General features: G+C 75.8%; 18 protein-coding genes. 4 read left to right on the top strand and 14 right to left on the bottom strand.

All coding sequences use genetic code 11. From position 1 onward, the window contains the following. Nucleotides 1–157: 157 nt before the first annotated feature. The 11 genes from AB0O91_RS20040 to AB0O91_RS19990 form a co-directional block, all read right to left on the bottom strand. Nucleotides 158–526, bottom strand: a complete 369-nt coding sequence (locus AB0O91_RS20040; RefSeq protein ID WP_363434816.1) for a pilus assembly protein — start codon at nt 524–526, stop codon at nt 158–160. Between the two features lie 176 nt (nt 527–702). Next, entirely contained in the window at nt 703–1,077 is a 375-nt protein-coding gene (locus AB0O91_RS20035) for a TadE/TadG family type IV pilus assembly protein (protein WP_363434813.1), read from the bottom strand. 44 nt (nt 1,078–1,121) lie between these two features. Next, nucleotides 1,122–1,415: a hypothetical protein gene (locus tag AB0O91_RS20030; protein ID WP_363434810.1), complete on the bottom strand. Its 294-nt coding sequence runs from the start codon at nt 1,413–1,415 to the stop codon at nt 1,122–1,124. A gap of 49 nt (nt 1,416–1,464) precedes the next feature. Next, the gene (locus tag AB0O91_RS20025) at nt 1,465–2,343 is read right to left on the bottom strand and encodes a hypothetical protein (protein ID WP_363434807.1); all 879 of its coding nucleotides are present in this window, start codon (nt 2,341–2,343) and stop codon (nt 1,465–1,467) included. After that, complete coding sequence (locus AB0O91_RS20020) at nt 2,340–3,299, bottom strand: type II secretion system F family protein (protein ID WP_363434804.1); 960 nt, start codon at nt 3,297–3,299, stop codon at nt 2,340–2,342. The genes AB0O91_RS20025 and AB0O91_RS20020 overlap by 4 nt, the downstream gene beginning before the upstream one ends. After that, entirely contained in the window at nt 3,299–4,966 is a 1,668-nt protein-coding gene (locus tag AB0O91_RS20015) for a CpaF/VirB11 family protein (RefSeq protein WP_363434801.1), read from the bottom strand. The genes AB0O91_RS20020 and AB0O91_RS20015 overlap by 1 nt, the downstream gene beginning before the upstream one ends. Then, nucleotides 4,956–6,446: a hypothetical protein gene (locus tag AB0O91_RS20010; RefSeq protein ID WP_363434798.1), complete on the bottom strand. Its 1,491-nt coding sequence runs from the start codon at nt 6,444–6,446 to the stop codon at nt 4,956–4,958. The genes AB0O91_RS20015 and AB0O91_RS20010 overlap by 11 nt, the downstream gene beginning before the upstream one ends. Continuing rightward, nucleotides 6,446–7,234 carry an SAF domain-containing protein gene (locus AB0O91_RS20005; protein ID WP_363434795.1) on the bottom strand — a complete coding sequence of 263 codons (789 nt, stop codon included), beginning with the start codon at nt 7,232–7,234 and terminating at the stop codon, nt 6,446–6,448. The genes AB0O91_RS20010 and AB0O91_RS20005 overlap by 1 nt, the downstream gene beginning before the upstream one ends. Nucleotides 7,235–7,353: 119 nt before the next feature. Next, nucleotides 7,354–8,064 (bottom strand): hypothetical protein, encoded by a 711-nt coding sequence (locus tag AB0O91_RS20000; RefSeq protein WP_363434793.1) that lies wholly within the window; start codon nt 8,062–8,064, stop codon nt 7,354–7,356. A gap of 218 nt (nt 8,065–8,282) precedes the next feature. Continuing rightward, nucleotides 8,283–8,846, bottom strand: coding sequence for a hypothetical protein (locus AB0O91_RS19995; protein WP_363434790.1), 564 nt, complete (start codon nt 8,844–8,846; stop codon nt 8,283–8,285). 196 nt (nt 8,847–9,042) lie between these two features. Continuing rightward, nucleotides 9,043–9,930: a hypothetical protein gene (locus tag AB0O91_RS19990; RefSeq protein ID WP_363434787.1), complete on the bottom strand. Its 888-nt coding sequence runs from the start codon at nt 9,928–9,930 to the stop codon at nt 9,043–9,045. Between the two features lie 195 nt (nt 9,931–10,125). Between AB0O91_RS19990 and AB0O91_RS19985 the strand changes: the two genes are divergently transcribed. The 3 genes from AB0O91_RS19985 (at nt 10,126) to AB0O91_RS19975 (ending at nt 12,664) form a co-directional block, all read left to right on the top strand. Further along, the gene (locus AB0O91_RS19985; RefSeq protein WP_363434784.1) at nt 10,126–10,584 is read left to right on the top strand and encodes a pyridoxamine 5'-phosphate oxidase family protein; all 459 of its coding nucleotides are present in this window, start codon (nt 10,126–10,128) and stop codon (nt 10,582–10,584) included. A 102-nt stretch (nt 10,585–10,686) separates the two neighbouring features. Next, complete coding sequence (locus AB0O91_RS19980) at nt 10,687–11,139, top strand: MaoC family dehydratase (protein WP_363434781.1); 453 nt, start codon at nt 10,687–10,689, stop codon at nt 11,137–11,139. Nucleotides 11,140–11,485: 346 nt separating this feature from the next. Further along, nucleotides 11,486–12,664, top strand: coding sequence for an MBL fold metallo-hydrolase (locus AB0O91_RS19975; protein ID WP_363434972.1), 1,179 nt, complete (start codon nt 11,486–11,488; stop codon nt 12,662–12,664). Between the two features lie 41 nt (nt 12,665–12,705). On the opposite strand, the gene AB0O91_RS19970 is transcribed toward AB0O91_RS19975, so the two are convergent. The 3 genes from AB0O91_RS19970 to AB0O91_RS19960 form a co-directional block, all read right to left on the bottom strand. Next, nucleotides 12,706–13,665, bottom strand: coding sequence for a DUF389 domain-containing protein (locus tag AB0O91_RS19970; protein WP_363434778.1), 960 nt, complete (start codon nt 13,663–13,665; stop codon nt 12,706–12,708). Between the two features lie 195 nt (nt 13,666–13,860). Then, nucleotides 13,861–16,593 (bottom strand): DUF6493 family protein, encoded by a 2,733-nt coding sequence (locus AB0O91_RS19965; RefSeq protein WP_363434775.1) that lies wholly within the window; start codon nt 16,591–16,593, stop codon nt 13,861–13,863. Next, a complete protein-coding gene (locus AB0O91_RS19960) occupies nt 16,590–17,945 on the bottom strand; it encodes an SWIM zinc finger family protein (RefSeq protein ID WP_363434772.1) in 1,356 nt (451 codons plus the stop codon). Before AB0O91_RS19960 ends, AB0O91_RS19965 begins: the two co-directional genes overlap by 4 nt. 127 nt (nt 17,946–18,072) lie before the next feature. On the opposite strand from AB0O91_RS19960, the gene AB0O91_RS19955 reads away from it, so the two are divergent. Next, nucleotides 18,073–18,984, top strand: coding sequence for an acyl-CoA thioesterase domain-containing protein (locus AB0O91_RS19955; RefSeq protein WP_363434769.1), 912 nt, complete (start codon nt 18,073–18,075; stop codon nt 18,982–18,984). Nucleotides 18,985–19,017 lie beyond the last annotated feature (33 nt).

Below are 19,017 nucleotides of genomic sequence, written 5' to 3'. Positions count from 1 at the left end.
CGATCCGCACGATGTCTCCCCACCGGCTCCCCACCGGGCGCCGCTCGGTGCCGTTGCGTCATCCCCCGAGCGCTCTCCGCTTGCGTTTCCCCCGCGCGGGCCGTCCCCAATCCCCCTGCCGCGCCCGTTGCGGCCCGCTCGCCGCCGGATGCCGCCGTCATGTGCCGCGGTAGCGGTCCATCACGGAGGTGAACTCCCCGTGGAGGTGCTTCGTCACGGGCAGTCCGGACGGCCCGCCGAGCAGGTCGACGAGCTCGACGTCGCAGTCCACGGTGACCCGGACGGTCGCCACCGGGCCGCCCGGCAGGTCCAGTTCGCCCTCGGTGACCCTGACGTCCTCGTTGCCGCAGGACACGCCCTGCTGGCGCAGCGTCGCGAGGGCGGAGTCCCTGGCGGGCTGGTCCACCCCGGCGACGCTGCGCTGGAGCGAGCCGGTCCGGGCCCCGGCGCGGGCCGCGGCCTCCACCGTGCCCGCCGTGGTCTGCACCCGTCCGGCGGCGATGGCCAGCAGGACCAGCCCGACCACGCCCGGGACCACGATCGCCGCTTCGATCGCGATCCCGCCCCGGTCCGTCCGGCGCGGCCGCCGTCGCGACCGCCCCGACCGCCCGGTGTCGGCGTCCGCCCGTCCCCCGACGTCCGCCCGCCCCACCGCCCCGGCCTGTCCCTCGGGTCCGGCCCGCCGCGCACCCCCCGTCCGTCTCACGGTGTCACCACCGGCGGGACGAAGCGCTCGCGCGGCGCCTCGGCGTACTGGCGGACGCTGGGCCCGGTGAGCCCGGGGATCAGCAGCGGGGGCGTCAGTTCCACGGTGACCCTGATCGTCTCCGGCGTGCTGCCGTCGGTGCCCACCTGGTAGGAGCTCACGCCCTGGCGGTCCAGGAAGTCCCGGGCCTGCCGCTGGGCGGCCTCGTTCTTCGCCTGCTCCGTCGCGTTGCCCTGCACCCGGCCGGCGTCCACGCCCTCGCGGGCGGCGGTGAGCGCGACCTGCCGGTCGTACCAGATCAGCGCGGCCTGGACGACGAGGAGCAGGAGCAGCAGGACGACCGGGAAGACGATGGCCAGGCTGATGCTCATCGACCCCCGGTCGCCGCGGCGGCGGAGCAGGCGAAGCAGGGCGGTCACTTGGTGGAGCCGCCCGCACCGCCGGCGCCACCGGGCAGGTTCGGATCCTGCTGGACCTTCGTGACCACCTTGTCCTTGAGGAGGTAGAGCGCGGTCGCCACGGCGCCCGCGACGAACACCAACGCGATGATGGCGAGGGCGAGTTCGATGCTGATGGCGCCGCGGTCGCCGCGCGCGCGGGCGGCGCGCAGCCGCCCCAGCCGCAGGGTGAACAGCAGCAGGGCGAACTGCACGGGCAGCAGGACGGGCCGCAGCACCCGGCCGGCCAGCTGGGCGAGTCGTACGGTCATCGGGGGTCTCCAGGGGTGTGGTGTGGTGTCGACTGCTCGGTCTCGGCGCTCAATTGAGCATCTGATGGAGCGCGGGGAAGACGATCAGGACGGTCATCAGCAGCGTCAGGGCGGCCCCCGGCGCGACCATCCGCTCGCTGTCCGCGTTCGCCCGGGCGAGGTCCTCGGCCAGCAGTTCGCCGCGCAGGCCCTTGGCGCGGGCCCGCAGGGTGTCGTACACGGCGGCGCCGTCGGTGCCGGACAGCCGCATGATGTCGGCCACGTCCTGGAGCGGAGTGAGGCCCAACTCCTCGGCCAGCGCGTCGAGTCCGGCCCAGGGCGGGAGCCGGTCGGTGGCGGCGCGCTCCAGCGCGTCGCGGATCCGCCGGAACACCGCGCCCTGGCCGACCGACGCGGCGCGGCGCAGCGCCTCGGCGGGGCCGCAGTCGGCGGCCCGCTCCATGGCGACGAGTTCCAGGTAGGCGGCGATGCCGTGCAGGTACTCGGTGCGGGCCTCCTTGGCCTCGCCGTGCACCACCCCGTCCGGGACGAACCAGAGCAGCCCGGCCAGCAGCGGTCCGGCGACCAGCGGCAGCGCGAAGGGCAGGCCGATGTCCATCAGCACGGCCATCGCGCCCAGGTAGGCGGGCAGCAGCAGGCCGAGCGCGGCGAACAGCAGCTTGTGCACCATGAACCGGGCCGGGGTGCGGCCGATCAGGGCGAGTTCACGGCGCGGGATGGACACCCCGCGCAGGGTGAGCGAGCGTTCGCCGATCCGGTCGTACCAGCGCGGCCGCTCGTCCGGATCCGGTTCGCGGTCCGCCGGGGTGCGGTGCAACCGGTCCAGCGCCTGGCGCAGGTCCGGTGGTGCGGGCCGCAGTTCGGCGACCAGCAGCGCGACGCCGCCGGCCGCGACCGCGCCGGCCAGGACGGACCAGGGGGAGATCACCGGACCTCCCCGAGCGGCTCGACGGGCTCCTGCGCGGACCCCTGCGGGCGGCGTCCGCCCTTGCTGCGCCGGTCCGGGGCGAGCAGCCGGGGCACCGGCGGGTGCGCGGCCAGGGCCCGCATCCAGGCGATGATCGCGACGAACAGGGCGGCGACCACGGCCAGCACGATCTGGCCGAGGAAGGTCCCGTACGGGCGGGTGTACTCGCTGTTGAAGGAGCCGACCGTGACGACCAGCACGATGATGCCGACCAGCCAGCGGATGGTGGTGCGGTGCTTGGCCCGGTCGGCCTCGATGGCGCGGCGCTGGCGCACCTCCTCGCGCACCGACTCGGCCATGTCGGAGAGGGTCCGGGCCAGGCCCGGGCCGCTGTCCCCGGCGCGCAGCACCAGGGCGGCGAGCACCTTGTCGGCGGTGGCGTCGGCCAGGCTGTCGGCGAAGGCGTGCAGCGCCTCCTCCGGGCGCCAGCGGGCCTGGAGACGGGCGGCCAGCTCGCCGACCTCCGCCTCCAGGGCGGCGGGGGCGGTGCGACGGCTGGTGACGATGGCCTGGTTGAGGCCGACCCCGAGCAGCAGCACGTCGGCGATCCGCTGGGTCCACTCGGACAGCGCCTCCAGCCGCTCGATCCGGTGGGTGTCCGGGCGGGTGGTGTCGAACAGCCAGGGCAGGCCGAAGACGGCCAGCGGCACCAGCAGCGCGGTCAGCGGGATGCGGGTGAACAGCCAGGCCAGCGGGGCGCCGACGAGCGCGAGGGGCAGTTGGATCCGGCGCAGCCGCACCATCCGCTGCGAGGCGGCGCCGGGGGCGCCGTACCAGAAGACGTGGGCGCGGCCGGCCAGCGGGTTGTCCGGGCGGGCGGGCGCGTCCTCGTCGACCGGCTCGCTGCCGCGGGCCCAGGCCACCAGGGCGACCAGGCCGCCCGCGACCGCCAGTCCGCACAGGGCGTAGAGCAGCATCACCGTGCACCACCGCCGATCCGCAGCTGCAGCGGCGCGGCCCAACTCCCGTACCGGGAACCGAGCAGGGCCGCGTCGAAGCCGGCCCGGCGCAGGTCGTCCAGGCACTGCGGCGGGGTGTGCGGGACGGCCCGCGGCTCGCCGAGGTCCGGCCGGGGGCCGAACACGGTGTTCAGCGCGGGCCGGCCGCTCTCGCCGAGGCCGGTGACCTCCAGGACGTGCGAGACGAAGCGGTGCCGGCGGCCGCCGACGGCGGTCTCGTCGACCATCGCGACGTGCACGATGAGGTCCAGGGCGTTGGCGGTGAGCCGGTAGGCGAGGGCGTCGGTCATGTGCGAGCCGTACTCCAGGCAGAGTTCGGCGATGCGGTCCACCACCATGTGCGGGCCGCGGGCGTGCAGGGTGCACATCGAGCCGCCCTCGCCGTTGGTCATGACCCGCAGCATCGGGACGACCTCGCCGGAGCGCACCTCGCCGACGATGATGCGCGAGAGCGTCATCCGCAGTGCGGCCGGGATGAGGTCGCCGAGCGACAACTCCCCGGCCAGGCGCCCCTCGACGCGCTCGCCGTTGCCCTCGCGGGCCTCCATCGGGACGACCTGGCGCAGGTGGCCGAGGGTGTGCAGCCAGAGCTCGAACTCCGACTCCAGGGTGCCGATCCGCTCGTCCGGCGGGATCTCGGCGGCCATCGCCCGCAGCAGGCTGGTCTTGCCGACACCCTGGGTGCCGGTGATCATCACGTTCTTCCGGGCCCGGATCGCGGCCGCCAGGAAGGCGGCCAACGTGCCGTCCAACGTGCCGAGTTCGACCATCTCGGGCAGGGTCGCCGAGGCCACCCGGTGGCGCCGGATCGCCACGTACGGGCGGGGCGTCACCTCGGTGAGCGCCTGGAGGCGCATGCCGCCCTCCAGGCGCAGTGCCAGTGTCGGGCTGGCGGTGGACAGGCTGCGCTCACCGCCGCCGTGCTGGCGGGCGAGGTCCTGGAGCAGCTCGATGAGCTCGGCGTCGCTGTCGGCCACCGGCGGTACCTGGCGCAGGGGTTGGTGCACCTTGGAGACCCAGACGTCGTCGCAGCCGTTGACCAGGATGTTCTCGATCTCCGGGTCGTCCAGGTACGGCTGGAGCCGGCCGGCCCGGAACAGCAGGTCGAAGACGGCTTCGGCGAGGGCGCGGTCCTGCTCCCGGGTGGGCGGGATGCCGTGGGTCTGCGCGTAGGCGTCGGACCAGCGGGCGACCGCCTCCTCGATCAGGGCGCGGCCGCGCTGACGGCGGGTGGCGCGGTCCGGCTCGGCCCCGGAGGCGGTGGTCAACCGGGTGATCTGCTGGTGCAGTTCGGCCGCGACCTGCCGCTTGAGCTCGCGGGCGACCTGCGGGTCGACGGCCGGGCGGGTGGCGGCGCCGCGCAGGTCCAGCGAGGGCAGCTGGGCGGGCACCGCAGTGGGCCCGGCGGCGTCACCGCCGGGCGGCACCACCGGCCCCGGGGCGACCGGGCCCGGGGCGACCGGGCCCGGGGCGACCGGGCCCGGGGGAACCGGGTGCGGCGCGACCGGGCCCGGCCGGTAGGCGTGCGGCTGCGGGTGCGGCTGCCCGGCGGCCGGGGCCGGCGCGGCCCAGGGCAGGGCGGCCGGGTCGGCCGACGGGTGCTGGTGCAGGGGGCTACCGCGCACGGAGCACCTCCCCGGGGTTGTACGGGTACTGGTCGTCGTCCTGGTGGGGCGTCACCGCCGGCTGCTGGAGCCGGTACTGGCCGTCCTCGCCGACCGGCCCAGCCGACTGTCCGGCTGCCTGTCCGGTCATCTGCCCGGTCGCCTGTCCAGTTGCCTGGACGTGCGCCGGGAACGGCGCCGGGGCGGCGGGCTGCGGCGCCAGACCGGCGAGCGGGGCGACCGGGCCGGTGGTGATCACCGGCGGGACGTACGAGGGCGGCTCGCCCTCGGCGGAGCCGTGGGCCGGGCGGGCATGGCCGGACCGGGGGTATTCGGGCCGGCCGTGGAGGGACTGCCCCTGCGACGGCCCCTGCGGCTGCTCCTGGTACGCCGACCGGCCGTACGCCGCCTCACCGTAGGCAGGTTCCGCATGGCCGGACGCACCGTAGGCGGGCTCCCCGTGGGCCGCCTGGTGGTACCCCGGCCGGCCGTGGCCGCCCTGCCCGTACGGGGTCGCCGCGGGCGCCTGCGGCGCCGGGGCGACCGGCCCGGCCGGCCGGGGCGTCATCGGCAGCGGCGCGACCGGCACCGGCGCGAGGGGCGCGGCCCCGACCGGCCCGGTCTGGCCGATCTGGCCGGCCTGGCCGGTCGTCCCGCCGGCTCCGGCCGGACCGGTGAGCCGGGGGGGCGCGGCCGCCACGGCGGCGGCGTTCGGCGCGAGCCGCTGCCGCCGACGGCGGATCAGCAGCTGCACCTCGTCCGCCGCCGAGCGGGCCGTGCGCATCAGCTCCGAGCGGATGAACCGCCGGTCGGTGGTGTCCCCGCCGTCGGAGAGCACCCGCGCGGTCCGGGTGGCGTGCGGCAGTTCGCCGAGCACCGGCAGGCCGAACTCGCGCGCCACCTCCGCCCCCGAGTAAGGGCCTTCCGTGACCAGCAGCAGCCCGAGCGCGTCCGTCCCGGTCCCGCCCGCCGCCAGGTCCTCGCCGAGCGCGGCGAGCCGGGGACGGGCGGCGCTCAGCCCGCGCAGGGTGCTGCGGACCGTCACCGCGACCACGTCGGCGCGGCGGGCCAGTACGGCTCCGGCCCCGGTGGCGCCGGAGCGGCCGAGGTCGACGATGACGTCGTAGCCCTGCTGCTCGATGCCGTGCAGCAGTTCGGCGAGCGGCTCCCAGGTGTAGGCGAGGCCGGACGCCTGCGCCGGGTCGGTGAGGCCGGGCAGCAGCAGCCGCTCGGCGTTGCCCTCGGGCGAGAGGTCGATCAGCTGCTCCCAGATGGTCTGGGCGAGCAGTCCGCGGCGGTCGGCGACGGCCAGGTTGCGCAGCCCGTACACCGCCTCGACCCGCCCCTCCAGGGCGCCGGCGAGCACCGCGCCGCCGTCCGGGTCGGCCTCGACCAGCAGGATCCGCCGGCCGGGCTGGAGCGGCCAGGCCAGCAGCAGCGCCAGGGCGGTCGTGGTGGCACCGGGCGCGCCCGGGCCGCCGACCACCGCGATCAGCGCCATCAGGCGCCACCCGTTCCGGTCGGGGCCGACGACGCGGCGGCCCCGCCGGAGGGCGTCGCGCCGGTGGGGGCCGTGCCGCCGGGGGCGGGTGTCGGCGCGGCGCCGGTGGTGCCGGTCCCGGTGGCGGCCGCGGCGCGCGGTGCCAGCAGCACCTGGATCCGCCCGCCGGCCACCCACTGGGCCAGCCGCGGCCCGTCCGCCGCGCCGACCGCCACGTCGATCACCTGGCTGCCGTCGGTGTCCACCCGGCCGACCGTGATGACCGTCGCGGCCAGCGAGTCGGGCCGGCCGTTGTCGGGGGTGTCGACCACGACGATCTGCACCCCGGCCTGGAGCCGGCTGGCCGGCAGCTGGGTGCGCTTGGCCGACACCCCGACCACGATCTGCCCGGGCTGCACCGACAGGCCCTGGGCCAGGTCCGCGGCGGTCAGCATCGCGCCGTGCTTGAGGTCGGTGGCGGCCCGCAGGCCGACGGCCCTGGCCCGGTCCTGGGCGGAGACCGGCCGCAGTGCCGGGTCGCCCGCGATCCGGGCCACCACCAGGTCGTCGTCGGTGATCACCTGCCCCCAGGGGACGTCCCGGGCCAGCGCCAGCACCGCGACCCGCTGGCCGGTGCTGTTGTAGAGGGCGGCGCCGCCCAGCCCGCCGGCCGCGATCAGCGCGACCGCCATGGCCAGCACGGCGGGGCGCCGGCGCCGGGCCCGCAGGGTGCGGCCGGGCGCGTGCGGCACCGCCCGGCCACGCCCCCCGCCGCCCTGCTCCTGCTGCTCCGGGAGTGCCACGGACACCGCGGCACCTGCGGGTGTGCCGGATCCCGGCGTCGCGAATGTACGGTTCTCCACCGGGTTCCGCCCTTCCCTCGTTCGCTGTCTGGCTGATCGGTGACCGAACGACCCCCGTGCCGCGGTCAGTTGAGGACCTGCACCTCGGCGACCTTGAGCGCGAGGTCCGATTCGCGCGGCATGTCGAGATCGAAGGTCTTGGCGTTCGGCCCGGTGATCACCACATGGGCCTGCCAGTGCGCCGTCACCGTGCCGGTGAAGACACCGCCCTGCCGGGTGCCCGAGCCGACCGTGAACACGTAACCGCAGTCGGGGGACTTCGCGTCCCCGTACTTGGGGTCGTACGGCGTCCCGGCGGTGGCGCAGTCCACCGTCATCCCCTGGCCGAAGTCCCAGGTCATGCCCTTCAGTCGGGCGGTGACGGTGACCGCGGCGCCGGGCACCGCGAGCGAACTCGGCGGGGGCGCCACCATGCCCTCGGCCCAGAGCCAGACCGGCGCCTTCACCACGGCGGTGTCCTTGGGCGCGAGGCCCGCCTTCGGTGCCGGGAAGACCATCCGGCCGGCGAGCAGCTTCGCCTGGACGGTCATGTCGATGACCGGGGTCGCGCCCGCCGCGTTGCTCACGAACTGGGTCTCCAGCCCGCCCAGTCCGCCGTCGGTCTGCCCACAGACCTTGGAGTAGACCGTGCCCTCCGACGGCTTGTGCCCTTCCCACTTGTCGGAACCCTCGGGCGGCTGCTGGTCCAGCGGACGGAAGTAGCAGCCGACATCGCTGTTGAAGTACCCGAGCGCCGGGTCGTAACAGGCCCAGTTGACGCCGTGATAGCTGCACACCTGCGGCCCGCTCCCCCCGCCGCCCCCGCCCTGCGAGGGCCCCGTCGTCGAGCCGGTGCTCCCACCGGTCCCGGCGTGGGTGCAGATCACACTAGGGGAACAGGTTTCCGCTCCCGCGCCCGGTGGTTCGTCCGCCGTCGCCGTCACCGCCGAGGACATCAACAACCCGGCGGACAACGATGCGACGACCGCGAACCTTCGGGCCGGTTTCCGCGAGTTCAGCATGTCCGGTCCACCTCCCGCTTGAAGTCGTAGATCAGCCAGTGCGCTTGGAACCATCGCAGGGAGGCGGTCGCGACATAGCGGTTCAGCCGGTCGGCCGGATCCTTTGCGGTACGGGTGACGGCATCGACGCGGCGCCAGTCCGAGAGGTCGACGCAGTCCTCGATCACAGCGGTCTGCGGATCGGCTTTCAGGTCAATGGCCTTCACCACGGCCGAATTCCGGGGCGTTCCGGTCATCACCAGTTTGGCGTCGTGGAGTTGGCGGAGGCCGACCAGGGCATCGGACAGCGCCCGACCGGAGGAGTACGCCTCCAGCGCGGAACCGTCCGAATCCGTACGCCCGAAGGCCTCGGCCTGGGCCTGCCACCAGTCCTGATACGCCTTCAGGGCGAGCCGTCCCCGGGCCCCTTCCAGGCCGTCGGTCGGCGCGATCGTGGCGTTTACCGAACCACCCGAAGGAGTTAACGGGCCCACTCCCGCAACCGTGGGCGCGGGCGAACCGAGACGATCGACGGAGCCGCCGGCCCCACCGCTCGCACAAGCCCCGAGCAGTAACACCAGAACCGCCCCGCCAGTCCCAACCGCCCCAGGGCGCAACACATTTCCGCGCTGCCGCATCGCCCCACCTCGTCGCGACCGAGCCGATCCGTGATCCACGGTCGCCAGAGAATTCCGAAGTCCCGCCGATGTTTCCGCTGGGGATCGATTCTTCGCCAACCCACCCCATCACGGCAACACCTCAGGCCCCCTGACCTTACGCGGAAGGCGGTTCCGTCGGGGCACTTTCCCGCCACAGAACGGCCAACAGTTCTTCGGAAAGCGACAATCCGGCCAATGCGCCCCGAACTGCGGCCCGATTGCGCATCAACAGGCGTCCGCCGTGCGGCGGAACGAGCACGCGGACGCCGGACGCACCCGGGGCGCCGGAGGCCCCCGGGGCACCGGACGGCTCGCCGCCGTCGAGCAGTCCGGCCACGGCCGGCTGGAGGTCCAGCGGGGCGACCGCCGCGGGGGCTCCCGGGACGCCCTGCCGCAGGACGGTGGTGAGCGCCCGGCTGAACGAGCCCTCGCCGCCCGGCAGTACGGCGTCCCGGCCGCGTCTGGCCGGGGCGTAGCGGCTGCCCGGGGCGTACCGGCCGATCCGGCCCCACAGCGGCACCCGGGAGTAGCTGAGCAGTTCACCGGCGGTGTCCTCGCCGGTCCGCTCCAGCGCCGTCCAGGCGTCCCGGCCGGCCACCGCGTCGACCAGCAGCAGTGCCTCCTCGTGGTCGCCGTGCACCATCGCACTGACCACCCAGTCCCAGGCCAGGCCGCGCCGGTAGGCGTTGTCGGGGGTGCTGCCAGGGGTCACCAGGGCGAGCCGGCGCCCGCGCGGGTCGGCCGTCAACTGGCCGACCAGGCAGACCACCAGCCAGCGGCCGGGGTGCTGGGCCGCGTCCCGGACGGCGGTCAGCATCGCGTTGGCGTCCGCGTCCGGCGGCACGGCCGTCACCCGGCAGCCCGCGGCCCCGGTGTCGAAGCACATCCCGGGCAGCACCTCGGCCAACAGCCGGGCCCCCTCGGGGGCGTGCGCCGAACCGCCGAAGGCCCGGTCGGGCCCGCCGTCCGCCCCGATCACCACCAGATCGACCCCGCCGGCCATCCGTCCGCCCCCTTCTGCGCCCGCCCCGCCAACGATCCCGCACCGGTCCCGCACCGCGCCCGCCGACCATCACGCCGACGGTCCCGCCGCGGGGCAGGCTACCGCTCCGGACTGACGCCGACGGGGCTCCCGGCCCGTCCGCTCAGGGACCATGGGCCCTATCGACGCGTGCGCCGACCGTGGACGATCGGACGCATGGAGCGTGAGGACCGTGTGGAAACCCTGAGCGAGGCCGAGTGCCTACGACTGCTCAGCACCGTGCCCGTCGGGCGCGTGGTGTACACCGAGCACGCACTGCCGGCCGTCCTGCCGGTCTCCTTCGAGGTCCTGGACGGGCGGCTGGTGCTCGCCGTGCGCCGGGGAAGCGCCACCGCGCGCGGGCTTGACGGCACGGTGGTGGCCTTCCAGGCGGACCTGCTGGACCCGGTCACCCGGACCGGATGGAGCGTGCTGGTGCACGGGCGGGCCGACGCGGTCAGAGAGCCCGAGCAGGTGCGGCGGGTGCTGCGCTCCGGGCTGCGGCCGTGGGTGGGCGACCCGGAGCCGCTGTTCATCGCACTGGTGCCGGAGCTGGTCAGCGGCCGCCGGCTGTTCCCGACCGGGCAGACCGGCCCCGGACGCGGAGCGCTCGGGCGGCCGCTGCTGCGGCCCTGAGCTCGGGATTCGCGATCACCTCCTGACAGGTACCGGCGGGTAGGCATACGCTTCCGGCGTCCTGACCCCTCCCCGGGGCCCGTCCCCCTCCAGGAGCGCACCGTGACGACCTTCGCCTCCCTCGCCGAGCTCACCGCCGCCGTCGGCACCGAGCTGGGCACCAGCGAGTGGCACACCATCGACCAGCGGACGATCGACCTCTTCGCCGAGGCCACCGGGGACCACCAGTGGATCCACGTGGACCCGGAGCGGGCGAAGGGGAGCCCGTTCGGCTCGACCATCGCGCACGGTTACCTGACCCAGTCGATGATCCCGGTGCTGGCCAAGGAGTGCTACGGGGTCGAGGGCGTGCGGATGGCGCTGAACTACGGCTCGGACAAGGTGCGCTTCCCGGCCCCGGTCCCGGTGGACACGGCGATCCGGGCCACCGCCGAGCTGCTCTCGGCGACCGAGGTGCCGGGCGGGGTCCAGGCCGTGGTGCGGTTCACCATCACCAGCGAGGCGAGCAGCAAGCCGCACTGCGTCGCGGAGGCGATCACCCGGTTCTACGCCTAGCGCCGGGACGGCGGCCCGACGACGGTCGGAAGGCGCCGGACGGCCGCCGGGCGGGCCCCGGGTACGCCGATTGGACCGTGCCGGGCTCCCCACCGAGTCCGAACGGCCCACGGCGAGTAACGTCCGACGAGATGGTTGTCGCACCTCAGTGGCCTCCCGTGCCCCCGTGGTGCGCGCCCCGGCCTGCCCGGTCGCCGTGACCGTCCCTGGAGGAGCCGTGCCCCGCCCCGTCCCGTGGTTCTCCCGCCTCGCCGGTCTGACCTCACAGTTCGCGCCGCCGCCGACCGCACCGGGCACCGACCGTGCCGCACTCGACCGCGGCGCGCCGGACCGTGCCGTCCCCGGCCTGGCCGGACTGCCCCGCGCCGCCTGGCACCGGGTCCGCACCGAGGCGTTCGGGGCCGAGCCCCGGGGCGAGCGGCTGGCCCGGATCCACCGCTCGCCCCAGTTCGCCGACGGCGCCTTCCGCAACCCGGTGCCGACCCGCCGCCTGGTCTACGAGCGGAGCCCGCTGGAGATCACCCTCGCCCAGCTGAGCGGGGACAAGACCCGGCGGGCACCCGCCGCCGCCGTACCGGTGCACCGGCTGCTCCCGGTCGACCTCGCCACCCCGCCCGACTCCGGACTGCGGCTCACCTGGCTGGGCCACGCCACCGTGCTCGCCGAGATCGGCGGCCGGCGGGTGCTGATCGACCCGGTCTGGGGCGAGCGCTGCTCACCGTTCGGCTGGACCGGCCCCAAGCGGCTGCACCCGGTGCCGCTGCCGCTGTCCGAACTCGGGCCGGTGGACGTGGTGGTGATCTCGCACGACCACTACGACCACCTCGACATGCGCACCGTACGGGCCCTGATCGGGAGCGGCGCGGTGTTCGCGGTACCGCTCGGGGTCGGGGCGCACCTGGAGCACTGGGGGGTGCCGACCGGCCGGATCGTCGAGCTGGACTGGTGGGAGTCGGCCGAGGTCGCCGGGCTGACCCTGACGGCCACACCCGCCCGGCACTACTGCAGCCGCGGTCCGCGCACCAGCGCGCTGTTCCTGTGGGCGTCCTGGGTGGTGGCCGGTGGCGGGCACCGGATCTTCCACAGCGGGGACACCGGCTACTTCCCCGGCTTCGCGGAGATCGGCAGCCGGCTCGGACCGTTCGACGCGACGATGATGCAGGTCGGCGCGTACAGCGAGTTCTGGCCCGAGGTGCACATGACCCCCGAGGAGGGCGTCCGGGCCCATCTGGACCTGGGCGGCGAACTGCTGCTGCCGATCCACTGGTGCACCTTCAACCTGGCGATCCACCCCTGGGAGGAGCCCGCCGAACGCGTCGTCACCGCCGCCCAGGCGCTCGGCGCCCACCTGGCGGTGCCGCGGCCCGGCAAGCCCTTCGAACCCGCGGACCCCCCGGCCCTGCGGCTGTGGTGGCGCGCCGTCGCGGCCGCCCCGCGCGGGATCGAGCCGCTGGTCGCCAAGCGGGCGGAGGCACGCGAACCGGCGACCGACGTTGGCGAACAGATTTCAAACTCTGTCCGCTGACATCTGTTGTCTGTTATCTGTCAGCTGTTATCTGTCAGCTGTCAGCCGTTGGCGCTCCGGACGTCCATCCGCGCCCGCCGCCGCCGGATCACCGCCCAGCCCGCCTCCTGCACCAGCAGGGTCAGCACGCCGGCCAGCACGATCCCCAGCAGGTTCAGCAGCAACTGCACGGTGGAGCCCCAGAACTGGTCGACCTTGCCGTACCCCAGCGCGACCGCCGCGTTGGCGGCGGCCGGCACGGTGGTGACCGAGATCGCGACGCCGACCAGGGTGCCCGCCTTCGCGGAGGTCAGCGAGAGCAGTCCGGCGATGCCCGCCAGGAAGGCGACCACGAAGGAGGTCGCGTCGGGCTGCCAGATGAACGAGGTGTTCGGCCGTGCGGCGTCGAACCTGGCCTCCGAGAACAGTCCCAGAGCGTCCATCAGCAGGCCGAAGCAGACCGTCATCGCCATCGCCACCAGGAAGCCGGTCACCAGGGCGTTCAGCGAGCGGGCCGCCGGACGCGCCCGGCGCTGGACCAGCGCCACGCAGAGCCCGGCGAGCGGCCCGAACTCCGGCCCGACCGCCATCGCGCCGACGATCAGGATGGCGCTGTCCAGGACCGACCCGCAGGCCGCCAGCATGGTGGCGATGGTGAGGAAGGCCAGGAACACCCAGCTGAGGGTGGACTCCTCATGGGTGATCTCGGAGACCGACTCCCACACCAGCGCGTCGGCCCCCTCCCCGGGGGCCTGCCGTTCGGCCTCGTCGGCCGCCGCCGAGAGGGTCAGTTCGAGCGCCGAGACGTCGATCGCCCCGCGCTCGACCAGGCCCGTCCCGCGCAGCGCGCCCAGCACCTCGTCCGCCGCCTCCCGGGCGACGTCGCACAGCACCACGTCCCCGGCGGGCCGCACGGCCGCCTCCGGCAGGACCACCACGTGGGTCACCCCGACCGCGTCGTCCAGACAGCCGAGCACCGGCTCCCGCAGGTCGGGCGGGACGATCAGGCGAAGGTGCAGCACAAGCACTCCGAGGGGAGAACGGGGCGGAAGGGAACGGGAGTGACCACAGGGGACGGAACAGGGATCCCGCCCACCCTAGGGCCTGACGCCCCGCCCGGTCCGCGCGCGAGGACGTCCCGGCCCGCTCCGGCCCGCCCCGGCCAGCTCCGGTCGGCCCACGACGACACCCCGGTCGGCCCCGCGAAGACGCCCCGGTCAGCCCGCGAGGACGTCCCGCAGGGCCCTGGCCTCCTTCACCACCCGGCCCGACCCGCCCCTCCCGGCCGTCTCCGTCACCTCCGCCAGTGGCCCCCGTGCCCGGGTGCGCCGGGCGCAGTCGGTGGCGAGGGCGAGGAGGTCCCCCAGCCCCCGGGCGGGCGGTTCGGCCGCCGCCAGCAGGCCGGGCAGCGCCGCCCCGAGCACCGACCAGACCGTCCCGTACGCCCCGGTCCCGGCCGCGAGCCCGAGCGCCGCCGCCAACCGGGCCGGTTTGACCGTGCCGCGCGCCGCGAGTCCGCCGAGCTCGCGGCCGAGCAGAGCGGCGTCCAACTGCCCGCGCCCGGCGAGCACCAGCAGGGCGTCGACGGCGCCGGTGCGGTCCTCGGCGTGCCGGGCGCCCAGCCCGTACCCGACGGCCAGGTGCAGGGCGAGCCCGGCGGGGCCGCCGGACTCGGCGAGCAGCGGGAGGAAGCGCCCGGCCCCGCGCTCGTCCCGGTCCGCGCCCATGGCGAAGTGGTCGAGCCAGCGGGCGGCCAGCTCCTCGCGGTGGTGGGGCAGCATCGCCGTCCAGTGCGGGATGGGCCGCCAGACCCAGTCGTCGGCGGCACGGGCCCGGGAGACGCTGGGCTCGGTCGGGTCGAGCAGCCTGCGGAACTCGGCGGTGAGCCGCTCGCCGCCGGGCCCCTTCGGTCCGGCGCCGATGCCCGGCTGGGCGACGGCGGTCCGCTCGACCTCCTCCCACCAGCGGTCCGTCGGGGTACGGCCGCGCCTGGCGCCCCGGCCGGGCGCGAACAGCACCCGTTCGGAGGGCTGCCCGGGCAGCCCTCCGGTGCGCAGCCAGTGCGCCAGCCACCGCCCGGCGGGCGAGGTGAGCCGCTCGGCGGCCGCGGCCGTCTCGGCCGGCGCCTCCGGCGTGACCCGCAGCAGGGCCGCGCAGAGGTCGGCCCGCCCGGGGGTGAGGCCCGCCGCCTCGTACCCGGCGAGGCGTTCGACCAGCGCCGCCGCCGTGATCGCCCCGCCGGCGTCGGTCGGGGTGGCGAGCAGGTACGGCGGCCGGTGGGCCGTCACCTGCCAGGCGGCCTCCTCCAGCCGGACGGCGAGGACGGCCCCGAACGCCGAGGTGCGGGCCCCGCGCAGCGGGGAGCGGCCGGCGCCGCCGAGGAAGTCCCACAGCCGGCGCGGCGGGGTCTCGCCCGCCAGCGCGGCCACCACGTAGGAGACCTCCCGGGGTGTGCAGTCGCCCCAGCGGCCGGTGCCCTGCCACGGGTGGGTCGCCCGGACCGGCACCAGCGTCTCGACCAGCGCGGCGCGGTCCCGGTGGGCCTCCCGGACCAGCCCGTCCAGCACCCGTTCGAAGGCGAGCACCCCGGGCTCCCGGGCGGCGAGCAGCGCGGAGAGCTCCACGGCGAGTTCCGCCGCCGAGCCGATCGGCTCCCCGAACGGGCGCGGCGGGGCGACCGGCGGCAGGAACTCCTCCCAGCCGGTGTCCGGCTCGTCCCCCTCGCCACCGATCGCCGCCCCGAACAGGCCGCCGGCCCGCGCGTGATGGACGGGGTCGAGCAGTGCGGCGGCGTCGCACAGCCCGGGCAGCACCGCCTCACCGGCCGCCGCGAGGTGACGGGCCACCACGTTCAGCGCCCGTTCCTGGACACCGGTGTCCGGGTGCCCGAAGGCCTCGGCCGCCGCCAGCACCACCGGGCCGGAGCGTTCGGGCCGGCTCCGGGCGGCCTTGTCCAGCCAGCCCAGCTGGGCGCGCACCAGCTTCTTCTCGGCCCGGAACAGCACCACCGCCGAGGCCTCGACCAGTACCTCCGGCCCGACCAGCCCGGCCTCGTCCAGCCGCGCGAGCACTTCCTGGGCGTGCCCGGCGAGCACCGACAGCCCGCCCAGCAGCGCCAGCACGTCCCGCACCCGGGCCGCGTACTCCTCCGGCGTCGGGTCGAGCGCCCGCAGCAGCTCCAGGAAGGCCCGTTGGTCGGCGGGCTTGCCGCCGCGCAGCAGCCGGGCCAGGCAGCGCTCGACCAGGTCGACCCGGTCCAGCGGCCCGTCGGTGGCGAGGCGGGCGATCGCCGTCGTCCAGGCGTCCCCGGGGCGCGGGCTGAGCTGCCGGGTCAACTGCCATCCGATGTCGGCGAGTTCGAGGAGCGGGGGGAGCAGCACCGGGGCGAGGGCGTCGGCGCGCAGCCGCTCGACCAGCGGCGGCCGCGGGCCGTGCTCACCGGACAGGCCGTCGAACCAGCCCCGGACGAAGGCTTCGGTCAGCGGCACCGCACAGCCGGTACGGCGGACCACGGCCTCCACCAGCGGGTGCATCGACCAACCCCAGGGCCGCACCGGCCGCTGGGCCAGCCGGGTGACCACCTCGACCTGCCACTCCTGCGGCTGCGCCTCGACGAACCGCCGCAGCGCCGGGTGCCGGGCCCAGTCACGACCGCCGAAGTCGCCGGCGCCGAGCCAGGCGGCGGCGCCCGCCGGGCCCGGGTGGCACCCGGCCCCCGCGACGAGCATCGCGCCCCGGCCCTCCGTCGCGGACCGGGACCAGTCGTCGCGCAGCTCCCTGCGCAGTTCCTTGAGCGCGACCAGGCAGGCCCGGCGCTGGGCCCGGTCGAGCCCGGCCAACAGCTCCGGCACCGCCTCGACGGACCCGGCCCGCACGGCCGCGAGCAGGTCCCCGACCGGCCCCGCCGGCTCGACCACGGCGCTCTCCCGCCCGCTCGTGGGCCCGCTCATGCGCCCGCCTCCCGCACCATGCCGACCGCCAGCGCGTGCTTGCACGGCCCGCGGCCACCCCGGTACTTGGCCCACCAGAGGCAGGTGCAGCTCAGCCGCCCCGCCCCGTCCGCCCGCACCCGCTGGACGTGGTCGTCCACCGTGACGACGGCCGTCGCCCCGCCCGCCTCCAGCCGGACGGCGCCGGCCGCGACCAGCTCCCGGGCGGCCCGCAGCCGGGGGTTGGCCGCCTCGGCACGCCCGGCGTCGTACGGGAGCCGGCGGTGGAAGAAGGCGGCCTCGGCGGTGTCGTAGCCGATCTGCCCGGCGGTGCCGAGCCGGGTGAGCGCGGCGCGGACCCGTTCGACGCTCAGCCCGGACTGCTCGGCCAGCTCGGCGACGTCGATCTTCGACTCCCAGGCGAGCAGCACCGCGACCAGTTCGGCGTCCCGCTCGGCCGCCCCGGTGGCGAGCGCGTCGAGCACGCCGCCCTCACCGGAGAAGCCGCGCGAGGCGTCCGGCGAGAGGGTCAGCGTCAGCCGCATCCCGGGCAGCACGACCTCCCAGGCGGCGGCCGTCGGGGCCGCGCCGGCCACCGGCCCGTAGACCCGCAGGGCGCGGGCGTGCCGCAGCACCCGGTGGAGCGCGGCCAGCCGTTCGGGCCCGGGCAGGCAGACCGCGCCGGGCACCGGGCGGGTGGTGGGGCGCAGCGTGCGCCCGGCGGGGACGACCCAGCCCACGCCGCCCCGGCCGCCGCGCGGCAGCGAGCGCAGGAAGCGCACCGCCTCGGCGGCGGGCAGTTCGGCGCGCAGGTCGAAACCGGCGGCGACCACCTGGGTCTCGGCGAAGCCGCGCAGCCAGCGCTCCGGCAGCGGCACCTTCTTCTCGACCAGCGGGCCGTCGAAGGTGGTGACCTCCAGGGCGTCCGGCCCGACCGCGAGGTGCAGCGGGTCCGCCGGGCCGATCCTGGTCAGCGCCTCCCGCAGCGGGTCGTTGACGTCCACGTTGGTGGTGCCGTGGCCGAGGTCGTCGCCGTCCAGCCCGGCCCGGAGCACGTCGAGCCGGGCGTAGACGCCGCAGCAGCCGGAGAAGGACTCGAAGCGCAGCCGGTCGCCGTCGGCGGTGACCACCGGGTCGAGCGAGGCGCGCGACCGGGGCTGGTGGTAGCGGGCGGCGGCGACGTCCGCGACCGCGAGCAGGGCCGCGGCGGCCGGTGCCGGGTCGGCCAGGAAGCCCGTGAAGAAGCGCGGGTGGGCCTGCGCCCCGAGCGGGGTGGCGCCGCCGGAGGTGGCCAGGTCGAGGCTCCGACCGGCGGCGCCGTCCAGGACGGCCGACGGACGCAGATAGGCGTACGCGTGTGCGGATTGCGTCATGGGCGACACGCTAGGTGACGGGTCCGACAATCCGTCAGCACGACCACGAAATGGAACAGGTTCTATCAGACCTGGGGCGTTACCCAGGTCACACCACCGCACGGTTGGCTTCTGCCACTATGGGCCGGTGACCGACCTGACAGAACAGCAGAGCCCGGCCGAGCAGGTGCCCGCCCCGGCCGCCCCGTTCGCCGCCCTGCTGGAGATCGAGCAGCTGGACGAGAACACGTTCCGGGGGTACTGCCACGCCGGCGCCCCGATGCGCGCCTTCGGCGGCCACGTCGCCGCCCAGGCCCTCGCCGCCGCCGGACGCACCTGCCCCGACCGGCGTGCGGTGCACTCGCTGCACGGCTACTTCCTGCTGCCCGGCGACCCGACCCGCCCGATCGAGTACCGGGTGGACCGGCTGCGCGAGGGCTTCACCTACACCACCCGCCGGGTCCGGGCGGTGCAGGACGGGAACGAGATCTTCGACCTCACCGCCTCCTTCAAGCTCCCGGAACGGGCCGCCGGCGACCGCCACCGCGAGCTGCCCCCGCTGCCCGCCCCGGAGACCCTGCCCGACGCCTTCGCGCACTGGGACGAGGAGCTGCGCACCGCGATCCGGAACACCGACGGCTTCCGCGACCTCGACCTGCGCTTCGTGCCGTCGGACGCCCCGGGCGTGCCCCCGGCCGTGCCCGGGATGCCCCAGCAGTTCGTCTGGGTGCGGATCGCCACCCCGCTGCCGGAGACCGGCCCGCTGCTGCACGCCTGCGCGCTCGCCTACCTCTCCGACCTCACCCTGGCCTCCACCGCCGGGCTGCACGAACAGCCGAACTTCTTCCAGCGCACCGAGCCGCCCCGGCTGCTGATGACCTCGCTGGACCACGCGATGTGGTTCCACCGCCCGTTCCGGACCGACGAGTGGCTGCTGTTCGCCCAGCGCAGCCCGTCCGCCTCGGACGGCCGCGGCCTGGCGCTCGGCGAGTTCTACGACCGGGACGGGCGGCTGGTGGCCTCGGCCGTCCAGGAGGCGCTGATCCGCCGACTGCCGTAGGCCCCCTCCCGCACCCCCGCGCCCCCGCACGGC

The sequence above is a fragment of the Kitasatospora sp. NPDC089797 genome (assembly GCF_040684795.1).
Taxonomy (GTDB): Bacteria; Actinomycetota; Actinomycetes; order Streptomycetales; family Streptomycetaceae; genus Kitasatospora.
The sequence above is the reverse complement of the archived record's forward strand: the minus strand, read 5'-3'. Positions and strand labels throughout refer to the sequence as shown.